This is a genomic window from Mycobacterium sp. URHB0021, from assembly GCF_054057895.1.
On record NZ_JBSRZT010000002.1, the window covers coordinates 2290807 to 2305936 of the forward strand.

The window sequence follows — 15130 nt, forward strand, 5'->3', positions numbered from 1 at the left end:
ATGACCGAGAACGACAGCTTCGCCTTTGCCGAGAGTGCCGAGGCGGAATTCATGTATCAGTACGAGTCGATGGCTCCGAACGCGGTGAAGGCGCAGCTGGGTATTTCGACCACGCGGATCGGCGGCGGCGTCGTCTTGTCGATGCGCAACGATGTCACGGGATATTGGCGCAAGGCAGTGAGTTTCGGTGTCACCGAACCTGTCACATCTGCTCTGATCGACGAAGTGCTCGAGTTCTACCGGGCCGAGTCCAGCCCGGGAGCCGTCATCCAGATCTCGCCGCCTGCCTACCGGGCGACTGGGAGCAGCTGGCCGCCGAACGCAATATTCGCGCGCAGGACGCGTGGTTCAAACTCATGTGCCGGGTCGAAGGCTTCGGCGCCCCGGTTCGGACCGAACTCCGTGTCGGCCCCGTGACGGAAGACAGCACCCATGAGTGGGCGGCGGTCACCATGCGGGGATTCGGCATGCCCGAGGAGGGGCTGGCCCAGATGATGGCGGCCGCCATCGCTCATCCGGGCTTCCGCCCGTTCGCAGCGTGGGACGGCGACGAGATGGTCGCGACGGCAAACCTGTTCATCCACGCAGGTGTCGGTTCGTTCAACTCCGCGGCCACGCTTGCCGACCATCGCTCCAAGGGCGCCCAGTCCGCCTTGCTTGTCGCCCGAGCGAAGGCCGCGGCGGAAGCGGGCTGCCACTGGCTGGTCTCCGAGACCGGCGTGGCACACGACCGATCCAATCCCTCGCTGAACACATGCTGCGCTTCGGGCTTCGGCCGCTCTACGAGCGGCAGAACTGGTCATGGAGTCCCGCCCGGGTCGAAACGCCCGCCTAGCGCCCGTCGCCGTCGGCGAGGCGCTTGAGCCACTCGGCGAGCAACCTGCGCTCGGCCGTTGTCAACGGCAAAGACTTCTCGTCCCGCAACGCTTCTCGCAACGCCATGGCGCGCCCGGGTAGGTCAGACGCAGCCTTCGAGTCGGAATCGTTGGTGATCGCAGCCATCGTACTTTCGAACAGGATCGCTGATAGCTCAGGGTCACGCCCGTCGGGCCCGACGCCGATCTGGTTGAGGATGAATCCCGCACAGGTTGAGCGGAAATAGGCGGTTGCGCGCTCGACACTCATACGAAGCCGTCCCTGGTCTCCGAGCCGCGCGATGACCTCGCTCAACAGCCCGATGGTTTCCTCCGCCACCGGAATTACCCGCCCCGGACGCACCTGGCCATAGGTGAGGACATAGCAGTGGGGCTCGCTCAACCCGAACTCGACATGCAACTCCCACAACGCCCGTAGGTCGACGATGGGGTTCTTCGACGCGGCGAGCAGGAGTCGCTTCTGCGCGACATAGTCCCGTAGAACGAAGCCGGCCACGGCGTCCAGCAGGCCGTCCTTATCGCGGAACTGACGGTAAATCGTCGGCGGTTGGACCCCCGCGGCAGCGGCGACGACGCGCGTCGACACGGCGTCGATTCCGCCAGCCCGTAGCAGGTCAGCGGCGGCGCGAAGAATCCGTTCGGCCGGCGGGGCCACCTGCGTCTTCATCCCGGACATGTTTCCGATGGTAACAGTATCGCTGTAGCAACGGAATTATCGGCGATAGCTCGACGATTGATAACAGTGGAAACATCGAGTGGTAGAGAAAGGAAACCGCGATGACACGCTCTGACAAATCGTATGACTTCATCGTCGTCGGAGCCGGAACGGCCGGTTCTGTGTTGGCGGCCAGGTTGTCCGAGGACAACCACACTCGGGTGCTGTTGGTCGAGGGGGGCGGCGCCACGCCGCCACCGGCCAGTGCCAACCCGCCGGAATGGCACACCATGCTCCGGGGGCCGGCCGACCTCGGCCACCTCACCACCGTGCAGCCGGGCACCGGAACCGCGATCCATCTGGCGCGCGGCCGCGGTGTCGGAGGGTCATCGTCGATCAACGCGATGATGTTCGTCCGCGGGCATCGGGACAGCTACGCCGACTGGGACCGGTTCGGGGCGAAGGGATGGACATTCGACGACCTGCTGCCGTACTTCAAACGCAGCGAAAAGGTGGTCCACGGTGATCCTGCGGTCCGGGGAGTGGACGGTCCGTTGGTCGTCGGCCGCGCCGACCCGATCAACCCCGTGGTCGTCGCCTGCCTGACGGCGGCACTTCAGCGGGGGCATCGGAAAGCCGCCGATATCAGTGGCGGCCTGGAAACCGGGTTTGGCTTAGCGGATTCGACGATCGTGAACGGCCACCGGCAGAGTGCCGCCGACGCGTACCTTGCGACGGCGCTCGAGCGCCCGAATGTCGATCTCGTGACCGACGCAATCGTGCAGCGGGTTCTGATCGAACGAGGGCGTGCCACGGGGATCGAATACCGCCAGAACGGGAAATCGATCAGTGTGAATGCCGGCGAGGTGATTCTCGCCGCAGGCGGTATCGGATCGCCCCAGCTGTTGATGCTTTCGGGGATCGGGCCGGCCGGCCACCTTCGGTCCGTGGGCGTCGACGTGGTGCACGATCTGCCCGCCGTCGGCGCGAACCTGCAGGATCATCCGGTGACCGGTGTCATCTACCGATCCTCACGGCCGGTCCCTGTCGCCGAGAACAATCACGGCGAGGCCATGGGAGTGCTGCGTACCACGGCCGAGACGACGGCGCCGAATCTCCAGATCCTGTTCGTCGATTCCTCGGCCGTCGTCGGTCTCGATGTGCCGGACACCTACCTGATCGGGGTCTCTGTGATGCAGCCGCACAGCCGCGGCTCGGTCTGGCTGGCGTGCCGCGACGCCGACGTCGCTCCGATCGTCGACCCGAACTACCTGGGCGACGCGCGCGACATGCGCACGATGCTCAAAGGCTTCCGCATCGCGCGCGAGATCGGCACGGCGCCCGCGCTCGATGGGTGGCGCGCGGCGGAGATCGCTCCTGGGCCCGCGGTCGACAACGAGACCGCCATGCGTGACTTCATCCGCGCGACCACGTCGTCCTACTATCACCCTGTCGGCACCTGCGCGATGGGCGAGACCGAGGAGTCGGTGGTCGACAGCGAGTTGCGCGTGCACGGGATCAGCGGATTGCGGGTGGTGGACGCCTCGGTGATGCCGTCGCTGCCGTCGAACAACACGATGGCCACCGTCTACGGCATCGCCGAACGCGGCGCCGAGCTGATCCGGAACGGCTAGCGCCACTGATAGCGGGTCTTCGGGCGCCCGGCTTTGCCGTAATCGGTGTGCCGCGTGACGGTCCCCTCGTCGGCGAGACGTTCGAGGTAACGCCAGGCGGTGACCCGGGACACCCCGACCTGCTTGGCGACCTCATCGGCGGTGACCCCGTCGCGGGAATCCCTGACCGCGCGGGCGATTTCGTCATTGGTGCCGGGTGCCGCGCCCTTCGGTGCAGACCTGTCGGTGCTGATACGTAGCTCGGACAGCGCGCGATCGACCTCTGCCTGGCTCGCGGCATCGGTGCCCGCAGGCAGTGCCTCACGGTAACGCCGGTAGCGCTCGAGGCGGTCGCGGAACGCCGCGAACGTGAAGGGCTTCAACAGATAGGCCAGCGCGCCGTGGCCCACCGCGGCGCGCACCATTTCCAGGTCGCGCTCGGACGTGATCGCGATGATGTCCGGCGCCGGGCGCAGTCCGGACAGCCCGGACGCCAGCGCGATCCCGCTGGCGTCAGGAAGCCCGATGTCCAGCAACACCAGATCGATCGGCGTGTCACCGGTCGCCGCCTCCGACGCCGCGCGCATGGCATCGCGGGCGGTGTGGGCGACGGCCGCCACCGAAAAGCCCTGCAGCCGAGCGAGATAGGTTTGGTGCGCCTCGGCGATCAGGGGTTCGTCCTCGACGATCAGCACGTGGATCATGGTTCGACCGCGTTGTTGATGGTCACGGTGACCACCGACCCGTACGTCACGTCGGCGGTCAACCGGCCGCCGTGACGCTTGACCACCTGGGCGACCAACGCCAGGCCGAGGCCGTGTGGCTCGGCATCGGTACCCGACTTCGTGGAGTACCCACGCTGCATGGCCTTCGCGAAGGTGTCGGCGTCCATGCCCGGTCCGCTGTCGGCGACGCGCATCAACAGCGTGCCGTTCTCCTGGCTCACGGTCACTTCGACCCATGGATCGTCACGGTCACAGGCGTCCATCGCGTTGTCGATCAAGTTTCCCAGCACCGTGACCATCTCCTGGCCGCTCAGTGGGATGTCGTCGGTGTTGGACGGCAGGTGCGTCTCCTCGGTGACAGTCAACTCGATGCCGCGTTCGTCGGCGTGTGCGGACTTGCCGAGCAGCAGCGCGACCAGTGCAGGCTCGCCCACGGCACTCGACAGCCGGTCGACCAGTTGTTGAGACAGTTGCAATTCGTTCGTGGCGAACTTCACCGCTTCCTCCGGACGCCCCATTTCGACCATGGTGACCACCGTGTGCAGCTTGTTGGCGGCCTCGTGGGCCTGCGATCGCAAGGATTTCGTCAGGACCTGCAGCGAGCTGAGTTCGCCCAATGCGCCCTGCAATTCGGTTCGGTCGCGGATCGTGACGACTTCCGAATTCCCCGATCTGTTGTCGACGGGGGAGCGGTTGACCACCAGCACCCGTTCGTCGGTGACGTGTACTTCGTCCCGCGCTCCCGGGTTGTAGGTGCGCAGGAACTCGGGCAGATCGGACCGCCGCACCGGGCCTGGCGGCAGCGCAAGCAGTCGGCGAGCCTCGTCGTTGACGAGTGTCACTCCGCTGCCGTCGAGCACGATCAGACCCTCGGACACCGAATGCAGGATCGCATCGTGGTGCTCGTACATCACCCGCAGCTCGTCGGGCCGCAGCCCGTGCGTCTGCCGCAACAACCTGCGCCGGATGAACCACACGCCGACGAGTGAAATGGCCAGCGCTGCAGCGCTGACCGCGGCGATCGTCGGCCACTGCGACCGCCAGCGTTGAGCCAGCGTCTGCTGGGTGATTCCGGCCGACACCAGTCCGACGATGCGCCCGGATTGGTTGCGTACGGGTGCGATGGCCCGGATCGACGGGCCCAGTGTGCCGGTGTAGACCTCGCTGAAGGTCTCGCCACGCAGCGCGGGATCGATGGTGCCCAGGTAGTGGCCGCCGATCTGGTTCGGGTCGGTGTGGGTGAACCTGATGCCGTCGGGGCCCATGATCGTGATGAACGCGACGTCGGTGTTTGTCCGGACCGCCTCCGTGACCGGCTGTAAAACCTCAGTGGCCCTTCCTGATTCGATGGCGGTCGCCGTCGATGGAGAATCGGCCAGCGCAGTGGCGATGCTCACCACCTGCTGACGCGCCGCGGCGTCGCCGTCGTTGCGGGCGTCGAGCAACGCCAGGCCGCTGGCGGCCAGCACCACCACCGCGATCACGAGGATCTGCAGGGCGATCGCCTGTGTCGCCAGGGAACGCGGCCGCGAGCGGCCGATCCGGCCCAGCCACCTCCGACTCACGATGTGTTCAGTTCCCCGGCCGCCATCGCGAAGCGGCCGGCCGCCAGTGCCCAGGGTCCACCTTCCGACCAGCCGGTCACCCCGAATTCGTGACAGCCCAGCTCGTCGGCGACTGCGGTCATGTCCTCCACCCAACCGGCGTAGCTGCGCGCGGTCTGCGGGCTCGACTGTCCCATTCCGGGCCGGTCCACACAGACGAGTCGCAGTCTGTTCTTCGCCGCCGACTGTCCGAGCAGGTGCGCTTCCCGCCGACTGCTCGGTCCACCGTGGTTGTGGATCACCAGAAGGCCGTTCGGTTCTCCCACCTCCAGATAGGTGTGTTCACGGCCGTCTCGGGTCTTCACTGCCGCCACCTGAGCGTCGCGCCTTTCGCTGAACACAATGAACTAAAACGTGACCTGGCTCACGCCCTCGCCGACCATCCTTGCAGACCACATTCAAATCTGAGGTGGATGAACTGGAGGAACTCGACGTGAGCACTCAAATGGACAGGACACCGGTACCCGAGCCGCCCGGCCCGAAGCGCCGCGACCGCACCCACTGGCTGTACATCGCCGTCATCGTCGCGGTGCTGGCCGGCATCGCGGTCGGCTTGTTGGCCCCCGAAGTCGGCAAGAGCGTGGCCGTGCTCGGCACGATGTTCGTCAGCCTGATCAAGATGATGATCACGCCGGTCATCTTCTGCACGATCGTGCTGGGCATCGGCTCAGTCCGCAAGGCCGCCACCGTGGGCAAGGTCGGTGGGCTGGCGTTCGTCTACTTCCTGGTGATGTCCACCTTCGCGCTGGCGATCGGTCTGGTGGTCGGCAACCTGATCCATCCCGGCAGCGGTATGCACCTGTCGAAGAGCGCGGCGGGCAAAGGCGCCGAGTTGGCCGAGACCGCGCACGAAGCGGGTGGCCTGATGGACTTCATCCAGCACATCATCCCGACCTCGCTGCTGTCGTCCCTCACCGAAGGCAATGTGCTGCAGGCGTTGTTCGTGGCGCTGCTCGTCGGCTTCGCGCTGCAGGCGATGGGCCGCACCGGTGAGCCGATCCTGCGCGGCATCGAGCACCTGCAGAAGCTGGTGTTCAAGGTCCTTGTGATGATCCTGTGGCTGGCTCCGATCGGTGCGTTCGGCGCGATCGCCAACGTCGTCGGGCAGACGGGCTGGACCGCCGTGACGCAACTCCTCACGCTGATGCTCGCGTTCTACCTCACGTGCGTGGTGTTCGTGTTCGGCGTACTCGGCACGCTGCTGCGCGTGGTGTCGGGTGTCTCGATCTTCAAGCTGGTGCGGTATCTGGCGCGTGAGTACCTGCTGATCTTCTCGACCTCGTCGTCGGAATCCGCGCTGCCACGGCTGATCGCCAAGATGGAGCATCTGGGCGTGGAACGCAGCACCGTCGGTGTCGTGGTGCCGACCGGATATTCGTTCAACCTCGACGGGACCGCGATCTACCTGACGATGGCGTCTCTGTTCATCGCCGACGCGCTGGGCAGCCCGCTGTCTGTCGGTCAGCAGATCGGCCTGCTGGTGTTCATGATCGTCGCGTCCAAGGGCGCCGCGGGTGTCACGGGCGCCGGCCTGGCCACCCTGGCCGGTGGACTGCAGAGCCACCGTCCCGATCTGCTCGACGGCGTCGGCCTGATCGTCGGCATCGACCGGTTCATGTCCGAGGCGCGCGCGGTGACGAACTTCTCGGGCAACGCGGTCGCCACGATGCTCGTCGGATCGTGGACCAAGACGATCGATCGAGACAAGGTGAATGCCGTTCTGGGCGGCAATGATCCGTTCGACGAACTCACCATGGTCGACGACGATCGTGCGCCGCGCGTCGAAGAGCCAGTGCAGGAGCGAGTCCCTGCGCCGGCGTAGGGCGCGCCAAGAGAAGGGCCCGGTCAGACCCCTCGCTGGCCGGGCCTTTCGCTGCGCGTAAAAAACTTTGAAATCCCTTTGAACCTCCTCCGCGGTATGCCCGTTGATCCGGCTGAAGACGAAAAAGCCCGGTACACGGGAGAAACGGAGGCGACGCCATGCGTGCCATATTGCTAACACTCATCGGGTTGGCTGCGGCGGCTTGCGCAGCGATCATCGCACCGACAGCGATCGCCTCGGCCGAGTCCGCCCAGGTGACGATCGGTCAACTCGAGGCGCAGGGGTTCGACGTGAAGGTCGACCGCATCGGGAGCGCGCCGCTCTCGGAGTGTGTGGTCACCGATGTGCGCAACCCAAGGGAGCGAACCGAACTCGCCCCCGTGATCGTCGGAGGGCGCGGACGCAACGGGAACCGGGACTTCGTCCCTGTGGTGGTTGATCGCAACATCACGGTGTCGCTTGACTGCTCCGCACGCTGACACCAGACGAGACCCCGGCCGGAGGGAGGGATCCGGCCGGGGTCTCGTCCTATTCACGCAGTGATTCCACCAAAGAGATTGTCTATCAAGGCATCAACGAATTGGTCGGTGAGCGGCTGATCGGGCAGCAGCAGCCGGTGGTAGCAGGCGCCCCAGAGCTGGTCGACGACTGACTCGGGATCCAGAGTCGCGCGCAATTGTCCGCGCTGCCTGGCCCTGTCGAGCGCCGCCACCGCCATTGCCCGGCGCGGCGATGAATATCGCTGCAGATAGGCAACCTTCAGATCCGGATCGGACTGCGCCTGGCCGATCAGCTCCGCGATCACCCGGCCGGCCGGGGTGTCATTGACGACGTGCCGGAACGCGTGCAGCTGGGTGCGCAGATCGGTCTCGATGTCGCCGGTGTCGGGGTACCTCAGGTCCGGCTCCACTCGGTGGAAATAGCCGTCGAGCGCGAGGGCTCCCTTCGATCGCCACCACTTGTAGATCGTCATCTTGCTGGCGCCCGAGCGCTGTGCGACCTTTTCGATGGTGAAGGCGGCCATGCCCTCGCCGAACAACAGCTCGCCCGCGGCCTCCAGTACGTCGCGGAGGACCTCCGCTGCCGGGCGGCGCCCGCGCCCTCTCTTGAGCCCTCTCTCGGGGGGCCCGATTTTTTCCGGTTCGCTCATCACAGTCCCTTGGCGGGTGTCGGCGGAATATATGGACACTGCATCCACTTAATGTTTATATGGACGGATCGTACACAACGGCAAGGAGTGTGAGTGAGATGGCTGATCGCGTCGCCCTGGTGACGGGTGCATCGGGCGGAATCGGACATCAGGTGGCTGTCCGACTCGGGCAGGCGGGCATGGCCGTGGCCGTGCATTACGCCGGAAACAAGGACCGCGCGCAGGCGGTGGCCGAGGAGATCGTCGCCGCCGGCGGACGCGCGCTCGTGGTGGCCGCCGATGTGGCCGACGAGGCGCAGGTGGTAGCGATGTTCGACGAGGTCGAGGCCGAATTCGGAGGCATCGACGTGGTGGTCAACACCGCAGGCATCATGTTGCTGTCGCCGCTGACCGAGTTGAACCTCGACGACTTCGACCGGATGCACCGGACCAACGTGCGCGGCACGTTCGTGGTGAGCCAGCAGGCGGCGCGCCGCGTCCGGAAGGGCGGCGCCATCATCAACTTCTCGACCTCGGTCACCAAGATCGCCGTACCCGGCTACACGGCCTACGCCGCAACGAAGGGCGCCGTTGACGCGATGACGCTGATTCTCGCCAAGGAGATGCGGGGTCGCGATGTCACCGTCAACGCCGTCGGACCCGGGCCGACCGCCACACCGCTGTACTTCGAGGGCAAGACGCAGGACGTCATCGACCGCGCGAAGGCGGCCGCACCGTTGGAGCGGCTCGGTGAGCCGCAGGACATCGCCGAGGCGGTGGCCTTCCTCGCCGGGCCGGGGCGCTGGGTCAACGGTCAGGTCATCCTCGTCAATGGCGGCGTCGTTTCCTGACACGTGCCCCAATAGTTTTCCCGATCCAGGAAAGGACGGTCATGAGTTCCAAGGTCATCCTGATCACCGGCGCTTCGAGCGGGTTCGGCGCGATGACGGCGCGAGCGCTCGCCGACGCGAAGCACGCTGTCTATGCGGGCATGCGGGATATCGGCGGCCGCAACACCGAGGCGGCCGCGGCCGCCCGCGCCTACTCCGGCGCACACGGCGTCGCCCTCCATCCTGTCGAGATGGATGTGTCCGACCAGGTCTCGGTCGACGCGGCCGTGGGCAGTGTGCTCGACGCCGAAGGCCGCATCGACGTGGTCATCCACAACGCCGGTCACATGGTGCTGGGGCCCGCCGAGGCCTTCACCACCGAGCAGGTCGCGGCGATCTACGACACCAACGTGCTGTCCACGCAGCGGGTCAACCGGGCGGTACTGCCGCATCTGCGGGCGCAACGGGACGGTTTAGTGCTCTGGGTGGGTTCGTCGAGTTCACGCGGCGGCACCCCGCCCTATCTCGGGCCCTACTTCGCAGCCAAGGCCGCCGAGGATGCCCTCGCGGTCAGTTATGCCGCGGAACTGACCCGCTTCGGCATCGACACCACGATCGTCATCCCCGGTTCGTTCACCACGGGCACCAACCACTTCGACAACGCCGGACACCCGGCCGACGCCGACGTCGCGGCCGCCTATGACACCGAATACGCGGGCCTGCTGGACGAGGTCGGGCAGAAGCTCGCCGAGATCGCGCCCGCAGACGCCGACCCGTTCGAGGTCGCCCGCCAGATTGTGAAAGTTGTTGACGCGGAGAAAGGTTCACGGCCGTTCCGGATCTACATCGACCCGGCCGACGACGGCGCCGAGGACGTCTTCCGCGTGGGTGACCGGGTCCGGCAGTGGTTCTACCAGCGGATCGGTCTCAGCGATCTGCTCAGCGTGAGCAGTTCAGGGACACCGAAATAGACTGGCTGGTGACGACCTGCACCAGTACGCGGTCGCCGTCTCGGCCCCGACCGGGCCCCGTGTAGGGCACCCACTGGGTGACCTGCTGCGGGTTGCGCACATTGGTGACCACGCACTGATCTATCGGCGCTGTTCCGACTCGATCGATGTTGACCGTGTAACCCTGGCTCTGGAGCCGGCTGATCAACTCCTGCGGCGTTTCGGCCGAGGCGAGGGCCGCGGGCGCTGCGATCACCCCGCACACCCCAAAAGCCACCGCGGCGAGCTTGAACGTCATCCGCATGGCCACACCTCCCGTCTTCCGCGAGTTCACATGATCCTCCAAGTACATCGCCCGCGAAACTCTTTTCGTTCCCGCGTTTGTCCTGCACTCACCTCTGTTGTGGAACGTAATCGTCGCCGGTGTGGTTCACCTCAACCTGAAAGATCGCTGTGACGTGCGGTACCAAGTGCATCACAGCGGCATCCGGCGGTAACCAACCACACACTGCCTGAAATGGTCAGCGCCGCGCGGCGCGGTTAACCATGTTCGGGTGAGGCAGACATCGGCGGCCGGTGCGGAGCCGGCCACGCGCGTCAGGCTGACACACCGCGTGGTGACCCTGGATGACGGTCATCGGGTCGGCGTCACCGTCGGCGGCCGCGGCGTTCCGCTGGTCTTCCTGCACGGCATCGCGCTCAGCGGCCGCGCGTATGTGCGGTTGCTCAGCCGGCTCGCGGGAATGGGATTCCTGGTCGTCGCGCTCGACGCCGCCGGACACGGCCACACTCCGAACCTGCCGCGCGAGGCCGCCGACCTGACCCGGCGGATCGATCTGACGATTCGTACCCTCGATGCGCTCGGCGTCCGCAAGGCGGTCTTCCTGGGACACTCGATGGGCGGGCGGATGATCGTCGGCCTCTCGGCCGTCGCGCCCGAACGCGTGCTGGCCGCCGTCCTGCTCGACGCCGCCGCCGGGGCGCCCTTCGACGAGTCGCTTCGCGGGCCCGCCCTGTCACCGCGACGCACCGTGCGGGCCCTGCTGGGTGCGGCCTACGACGCGCACGGCGATCCGCTGCAACTGCCGTCGCGGGAGCGCAACCGCTATCTGCTGGCGATGATGTCGGCGTTGGCACGCAACGCGCGGACGCCACTCGGGCTGCCCGGCGCTTTCCGGGCGATCATCGGCTCGGGTGACTACACGCCGATGTTGGGCGCCATGCGCGAATACCGGGTGCCGACGATCGTGGTGCACGGCGAGAAGGATCTGGTGGTCCCGTTCGAGAGCGCGCGTGACATGGCCGACCGTGCCGACGGCGCGCTCTACCGTGTGCCCGGCGCGTATCACTCGTGGATGCTGGCCAATCCCCGACAGGGGGTCGACCTGATGCGCAGGCTGCTGGCCGCCGAACTCGGTGAAGCGCTGCGGGCCGACAGACGGGCTGATGGTGCGCCGGTCTCCGTGGAGTGCTGGGCGGACGCGCTGCTGACGGATGAGTCGCCATTGCGCACCCTGAACGAACACACCCCAGATGTACTCGGAACCGAAATACCCCAGCGTATTACGCTCGACCGGCTCCGTGAGGGGCCCCATCATGCATGGCCAGAAGATACAAAAGCCCTTGGCGGGCAGAGGGTGTGGGACCGTTTGCGTCTGCTGGCGCAGAGAACAGTCAGCGCTCGGCGCGCTGGTAGGCCGTCACCACCGCCGCCCCACCGAGCCCGATGTTGTGCTGCAGCGCCGCGGTGACGTTGTCGACCTGCCGCTTGTCGGCGGTGCCGCGCAACTGCCAGGTGAGCTCGGCGCACTGTGCCAAGCCGGTCGCGCCCAGTGGATGGCCCTTGGAGATCAGCCCGCCTGAGGGGTTGACCACCCAGCGACCGCCGTATGTGGTGTCGTTGTTGTCGATCAGCTTCGGGGCCTCGCCCTCGCCGCACAGACCGAGGGCCTCGTACAGCAGCAGCTCGTTGGCGGAGAAGCAGTCGTGCAGTTCGATCACCTGGAAGTCGGCCGGACCGAGCCCGGACTGATCGTAAACCTGCTGTGCTGCTTGGACATTCATGTCATAGCCGATGAGGTTCTTGGCGCTGCCATCGAAGGTGCTGTTGAAGTCGGTCGTCATCGCCTGCCCGACGATCTCCACGGCCTGGGCGGCCAGGCCGTGCTTGTCCACGAACGCCTCGCCGGCCACGATCGCCGCACCGGACCCGTCGGAGGTGGGGGAGCACTGGAGTTTGGTCAGCGGATCGGAAATCATCCGCGCCCCCAGGATGTCGTCGAGGGTGTACTCGTCCTGGAACTGCGCATACGGGTTGTTGACCGAGTGCTTGTGGTTCTTGTAGCCGATTTTGGCGAAATGCTCAGCGGTGCTTCCATATTGACCCATGTGCTCGCGTCCGGCGGCGCCGAACATCCAGGGCGCGACGGGGAATGCGAATTCGTCGATCTCCGCCATGGCCTTGACGTGTCTGCCCATCGGCGATTCCCGATCCTCGGCGCCACCCTGGAGCGGGCCGGGCTGCATCTTCTCGAACCCGAGCGCGATGGCGCAGTCAGCCAGGCCGCCGCGGATCGTCTGCGCGGCGAGGAAGAGTGCGGTCGACCCGGTGGAGCAGTTGTTGTTGACGTTTGAGATCGGGATCCCGGTCATGCCGAGTTCGTAGAGCGCCCGGTTGCCCGACGTCGAATCGCCTGCGACGTAGCCGACGAAACCCTGCTGCACCTCGGAGAAGTCGATGCCGGCGTCCTGCAGCGCCTTGGTGCCCGATTCCTTGGCCATCTGGGGGTAGTCCCAGCCCTCGCGGCGGCCCGGCTTCTCGAACTTCGTCATCCCGACTCCGACGACGAATACTCGGTTCTTTCCTGCGGTCGGCATCCCTGGTCCCTTCGCTGTTCCTGCGGTCGACAGAAACACATGGCGGGCGAACTGTCTAGATGCACTACTTCGCTGCCGAGACGACGAACACGACGGCCTGGTGGGTGGTGAGGTCGATGTGCTCCAGCATCTCGGTGCCCAGGTGCACCGGGTCGGCGCCAGAGTCGAGGGCGGCGAGTCCGAGCGCGCCGGCCGCAAGCGCGGTGCCGGCAATGCTGGCAAACCTGGTGAACCTGGCGAAGCAACGCGCGGGGGTCATCGGACTCCCTGGCGATGTCGTCGGATCCCGGTTCGGAGTTCGGGGTGACATCGGAGTCCGCGGATGTCCCTGGGCGGATTCTCGGTCGCCGGTGTGTCGGTGTAGTGCCAGGTCGCGGGCGAGTCGACGCCGCTCAGTGCCACAGCCCGAATGCGCGGGTGAGGCGTCAGCGTGGGGACGGGGCGAGCACCGAGGTGGGCACCGGCTCCCAGGCCGTCTCCCCGCCGTGGCCCGAGATGACTCGTCCGAAGCACTGATCACCGAAATGGAAGCCGAACCCGAGCGTGTCTGGTTCGGTCAGTTCGGCGAGCAGTCGGCGCCGGGCGCTCTCGACGCCCGCCGCGTCAGGGTCGGCGGCCGACAGCCACTCCGGGTGGGCGAGTTGAGCCGGGGTGTGGAAGGCGTCGCCAAGCGCGACCAGGCGCCGCCCAGAGGAGGAAGTGATCACGTAGGACGTGTGGCCCGGGGTGACGACGGCGCGCACACCGGGGACAATCTCCTCGCCGTCGTCGATCAGATTGATCGAGTCGGCGTCGGACGCAACTGCCAGACGACATGCCAGGGCGTTGTCTTGTCGCGGCACGGGTGGGTGCCGTCGGCGAACCGGGCCCACTCCCGCGCTGCGATCACATAGCGCGCGTGGGGAAACATCTTGGCACTGTTCGCATACGCCCAGCCGGCATGGTCGAAGTGCAGGTGGGTGAAGGCCACCACGTCGATGTCCTCGGGGCGGCGACCGATCATTTCGAGTACGTCGATCATCGCGCCGCAGTCGACATCGGCGCCCGGGAAATCCACTGTCGCCATGCCGACCCCGGCATCGATCAGAAGGGTCGTATCGCCCCGCTCGATCAGCAGACCGCCGGCGCTCATCGGCATCGTGCCGGCCGCGGCGAACAGTTCCGGCCGCGCCGACCAGTAGTCGCGCGGCATCGCGGGGAAGAACGCCGCAGGCTGCGTGTGCAGCACGCCGTCGACCACGTAGGTGGCCTCCACATCGTCGAGCGCCAGAGACCGCACCGCGGACGGATCACCCGCTCGGCCGATGGCCGATCCGCCCGAGGCGGTCACGCCGCAATGCTCCCGCCACCGTCGACGCGAATGATCTGACCGGTGATGTAACCGGCGTCGTCGTCCAACAGCGCACAGATCGCATGGGCGATCTCCCGCGGCGCCCCGACGCGCTTGAGGGGAATGGTTTCCAGGAAGCGGGCTTCGCGCTCGGAGCCGATCGGGCTGCGCTCGCGGTACATCTCGGTTTCGGTAGGTCCCGGCGCGACGGCGTTGACCGTGATGCCGGTCGAGGCGAGCTCATTGGCCCAGATTCGGGTGCAGGTCTCGAGTGCCGCCTTCGACGCGGCATAGGGCGTGCGTTCGGGGGTGCCGAGCGTGACCAGGCTGGTGACGTTGACGATTCGGCCCCAGCCCGCGGCCAGCATCCCGGGCAGGACCGCCTGGACCACCTGTACCGCCGTGCGCACATTGAGGTCGTAGGTTTCGAACAGGTGGTCCAGGTCGATCGACCCGATTCGGCCGAAGTGCGCGAAGCCGACGTTGTTGACCACAGCATCGATCCTCCCGGTCGCCACGATCCTGTCCAACACCTCGGCCGTGCCTGCGCGGTCGGCCAGGTCCACCTGATGAAACTCGCCAGGGAAGTCCTGCGGGGTGGTTCGCGCAACACCAACCGGCAGGTCGCCCGCGGCGGCCAATCGGTTGGCGACGGCGCGGCCGATGCCTTTGGACGCTCCGGTGATCAATATCCGTCGCGATGACATGGGATCTCCTCCT

Annotated in this window: 19 protein-coding genes; 8 read left to right on the forward strand and 11 right to left on the reverse strand. The window is 66.5% G+C overall.

The window, feature by feature from the left end:
- The gene (locus tag ACVWWN_RS13510; RefSeq protein WP_457144356.1) at nt 1-417 is read left to right on the forward strand and encodes a hypothetical protein; all 417 of its coding nucleotides are present in this window, start codon (nt 1-3) and stop codon (nt 415-417) included.
- Nucleotides 414-863 (forward strand): hypothetical protein, encoded by a 450-nt coding sequence (locus tag ACVWWN_RS13515; RefSeq protein ID WP_457144357.1) that lies wholly within the window; start codon nt 414-416, stop codon nt 861-863. The genes ACVWWN_RS13510 and ACVWWN_RS13515 overlap by 4 nt, the downstream gene beginning before the upstream one ends.
- Here ACVWWN_RS13515 and ACVWWN_RS13520 read toward each other — a convergent pair.
- Complete coding sequence (locus ACVWWN_RS13520; protein ID WP_457144358.1) at nt 832-1551, reverse strand: TetR/AcrR family transcriptional regulator; 720 nt, start codon at nt 1549-1551, stop codon at nt 832-834. The genes ACVWWN_RS13515 and ACVWWN_RS13520 overlap by 32 nt on opposite strands.
- A gap of 101 nt (nt 1552-1652) precedes the next feature.
- Between ACVWWN_RS13520 and ACVWWN_RS13525 the strand changes: the two genes are divergently transcribed.
- Nucleotides 1653-3164: a GMC family oxidoreductase gene (locus ACVWWN_RS13525; RefSeq protein WP_457144359.1), complete on the forward strand. Its 1512-nt coding sequence runs from the start codon at nt 1653-1655 to the stop codon at nt 3162-3164.
- Here the strand turns inward: ACVWWN_RS13525 and ACVWWN_RS13530 are convergent.
- The 3 genes from ACVWWN_RS13530 to ACVWWN_RS13540 are packed head-to-tail and all read right to left on the reverse strand — an operon-like array spanning nt 3161 to nt 5777.
- Nucleotides 3161-3847, reverse strand: coding sequence for a response regulator (locus tag ACVWWN_RS13530; RefSeq protein WP_457144360.1), 687 nt, complete (start codon nt 3845-3847; stop codon nt 3161-3163). The genes ACVWWN_RS13525 and ACVWWN_RS13530 overlap by 4 nt on opposite strands.
- Nucleotides 3844-5433 carry a sensor histidine kinase gene (locus ACVWWN_RS13535; RefSeq protein WP_457144361.1) on the reverse strand — a complete coding sequence of 530 codons (1590 nt, stop codon included), beginning with the start codon at nt 5431-5433 and terminating at the stop codon, nt 3844-3846. Before ACVWWN_RS13535 ends, ACVWWN_RS13530 begins: the two co-directional genes overlap by 4 nt.
- Nucleotides 5430-5777 (reverse strand): alpha/beta fold hydrolase, encoded by a 348-nt coding sequence (locus ACVWWN_RS13540; protein ID WP_457144362.1) that lies wholly within the window; start codon nt 5775-5777, stop codon nt 5430-5432. Before ACVWWN_RS13540 ends, ACVWWN_RS13535 begins: the two co-directional genes overlap by 4 nt.
- A gap of 140 nt (nt 5778-5917) precedes the next feature.
- Here ACVWWN_RS13540 and ACVWWN_RS13545 point away from each other — a divergent pair, with 140 nt between their 5' ends.
- Complete coding sequence (locus ACVWWN_RS13545) at nt 5918-7294, forward strand: cation:dicarboxylate symporter family transporter (protein ID WP_457149116.1); 1377 nt, start codon at nt 5918-5920, stop codon at nt 7292-7294.
- 158 nt (nt 7295-7452) lie between these two features.
- On the forward strand, nt 7453-7773 hold the full coding sequence (locus ACVWWN_RS13550; RefSeq protein ID WP_457144363.1) for a hypothetical protein: 321 nt from the start codon (nt 7453-7455) through the stop codon (nt 7771-7773).
- Nucleotides 7774-7826: 53 nt separating this feature from the next.
- Here the strand turns inward: ACVWWN_RS13550 and ACVWWN_RS13555 are convergent, their stop codons facing one another.
- Nucleotides 7827-8444, reverse strand: a complete 618-nt coding sequence (locus tag ACVWWN_RS13555) for a TetR/AcrR family transcriptional regulator (protein ID WP_457144364.1) — start codon at nt 8442-8444, stop codon at nt 7827-7829.
- A 98-nt stretch (nt 8445-8542) separates the two neighbouring features.
- Between ACVWWN_RS13555 and ACVWWN_RS13560 the strand changes: the two genes are divergently transcribed.
- Together ACVWWN_RS13560 and ACVWWN_RS13565 are read left to right on the forward strand one after the other, a co-directional pair.
- The gene (locus tag ACVWWN_RS13560; protein ID WP_457144365.1) at nt 8543-9274 is read left to right on the forward strand and encodes an SDR family oxidoreductase; all 732 of its coding nucleotides are present in this window, start codon (nt 8543-8545) and stop codon (nt 9272-9274) included.
- Between the two features lie 41 nt (nt 9275-9315).
- Entirely contained in the window at nt 9316-10224 is a 909-nt protein-coding gene (locus ACVWWN_RS13565; protein WP_457144366.1) for an SDR family oxidoreductase, read from the forward strand.
- Here the strand turns inward: ACVWWN_RS13565 and ACVWWN_RS13570 are convergent.
- Nucleotides 10193-10507, reverse strand: coding sequence for a hypothetical protein (locus ACVWWN_RS13570; RefSeq protein WP_457144367.1), 315 nt, complete (start codon nt 10505-10507; stop codon nt 10193-10195). The genes ACVWWN_RS13565 and ACVWWN_RS13570 overlap by 32 nt on opposite strands.
- A gap of 250 nt (nt 10508-10757) precedes the next feature.
- Between ACVWWN_RS13570 and ACVWWN_RS13575 the strand changes: the two genes are divergently transcribed.
- Nucleotides 10758-11954 carry an alpha/beta fold hydrolase gene (locus ACVWWN_RS13575; RefSeq protein WP_457144368.1) on the forward strand — a complete coding sequence of 399 codons (1197 nt, stop codon included), beginning with the start codon at nt 10758-10760 and terminating at the stop codon, nt 11952-11954.
- Here the strand turns inward: ACVWWN_RS13575 and ACVWWN_RS13580 are convergent.
- The 5 genes from ACVWWN_RS13580 to ACVWWN_RS13600 form a co-directional block, all read right to left on the reverse strand.
- Complete coding sequence (locus tag ACVWWN_RS13580) at nt 11878-13080, reverse strand: lipid-transfer protein (protein ID WP_457144369.1); 1203 nt, start codon at nt 13078-13080, stop codon at nt 11878-11880. The genes ACVWWN_RS13575 and ACVWWN_RS13580 overlap by 77 nt on opposite strands.
- 64 nt (nt 13081-13144) lie before the next feature.
- The gene (locus ACVWWN_RS13585; protein ID WP_457144370.1) at nt 13145-13339 is read right to left on the reverse strand and encodes a hypothetical protein; all 195 of its coding nucleotides are present in this window, start codon (nt 13337-13339) and stop codon (nt 13145-13147) included.
- A gap of 166 nt (nt 13340-13505) precedes the next feature.
- Nucleotides 13506-13922 (reverse strand): hypothetical protein, encoded by a 417-nt coding sequence (locus ACVWWN_RS13590; RefSeq protein ID WP_457149477.1) that lies wholly within the window; start codon nt 13920-13922, stop codon nt 13506-13508.
- Entirely contained in the window at nt 13853-14410 is a 558-nt protein-coding gene (locus ACVWWN_RS13595; RefSeq protein ID WP_457144371.1) for an MBL fold metallo-hydrolase, read from the reverse strand. The genes ACVWWN_RS13590 and ACVWWN_RS13595 overlap by 70 nt, the downstream gene beginning before the upstream one ends.
- The gene (locus tag ACVWWN_RS13600) at nt 14407-15117 is read right to left on the reverse strand and encodes an SDR family oxidoreductase (protein ID WP_457144372.1); all 711 of its coding nucleotides are present in this window, start codon (nt 15115-15117) and stop codon (nt 14407-14409) included. Before ACVWWN_RS13600 ends, ACVWWN_RS13595 begins: the two co-directional genes overlap by 4 nt.
- Nucleotides 15118-15130 lie beyond the last annotated feature (13 nt).

What these genes read in the sequence shown, in the direction of transcription:
- ACVWWN_RS13530 (WP_457144360.1), bottom strand. Translation starts at nt 3,847, where the DNA reads ATGATCCACGTGCTGATCGTCGAGGACGAACCCCTGATCGCCGAGGCG.
- ACVWWN_RS13510 (WP_457144356.1), top strand. Translation starts at nt 1, where the DNA reads ATGACCGAGAACGACAGCTTCGCCTTTGCCGAGAGTGCCGAGGCGGAA.
- ACVWWN_RS13570 (WP_457144367.1), bottom strand. Translation starts at nt 10,507, where the DNA reads ATGCGGATGACGTTCAAGCTCGCCGCGGTGGCTTTTGGGGTGTGCGGG.
- ACVWWN_RS13565 (WP_457144366.1), top strand. Translation starts at nt 9,316, where the DNA reads ATGAGTTCCAAGGTCATCCTGATCACCGGCGCTTCGAGCGGGTTCGGC.
- ACVWWN_RS13560 (WP_457144365.1), top strand. Translation starts at nt 8,543, where the DNA reads ATGGCTGATCGCGTCGCCCTGGTGACGGGTGCATCGGGCGGAATCGGA.
- ACVWWN_RS13585 (WP_457144370.1), bottom strand. Translation starts at nt 13,339, where the DNA reads ATGACCCCCGCGCGTTGCTTCGCCAGGTTCACCAGGTTTGCCAGCATT.
- ACVWWN_RS13545 (WP_457149116.1), top strand. Translation starts at nt 5,918, where the DNA reads ATGGACAGGACACCGGTACCCGAGCCGCCCGGCCCGAAGCGCCGCGAC.
- ACVWWN_RS13580 (WP_457144369.1), bottom strand. Translation starts at nt 13,080, where the DNA reads ATGCCGACCGCAGGAAAGAACCGAGTATTCGTCGTCGGAGTCGGGATG.
- ACVWWN_RS13600 (WP_457144372.1), bottom strand. Translation starts at nt 15,117, where the DNA reads ATGTCATCGCGACGGATATTGATCACCGGAGCGTCCAAAGGCATCGGC.
- ACVWWN_RS13550 (WP_457144363.1), top strand. Translation starts at nt 7,453, where the DNA reads ATGCGTGCCATATTGCTAACACTCATCGGGTTGGCTGCGGCGGCTTGC.
- ACVWWN_RS13520 (WP_457144358.1), bottom strand. Translation starts at nt 1,551, where the DNA reads ATGTCCGGGATGAAGACGCAGGTGGCCCCGCCGGCCGAACGGATTCTT.
- ACVWWN_RS13555 (WP_457144364.1), bottom strand. Translation starts at nt 8,444, where the DNA reads ATGAGCGAACCGGAAAAAATCGGGCCCCCCGAGAGAGGGCTCAAGAGA.
- ACVWWN_RS13525 (WP_457144359.1), top strand. Translation starts at nt 1,653, where the DNA reads ATGACACGCTCTGACAAATCGTATGACTTCATCGTCGTCGGAGCCGGA.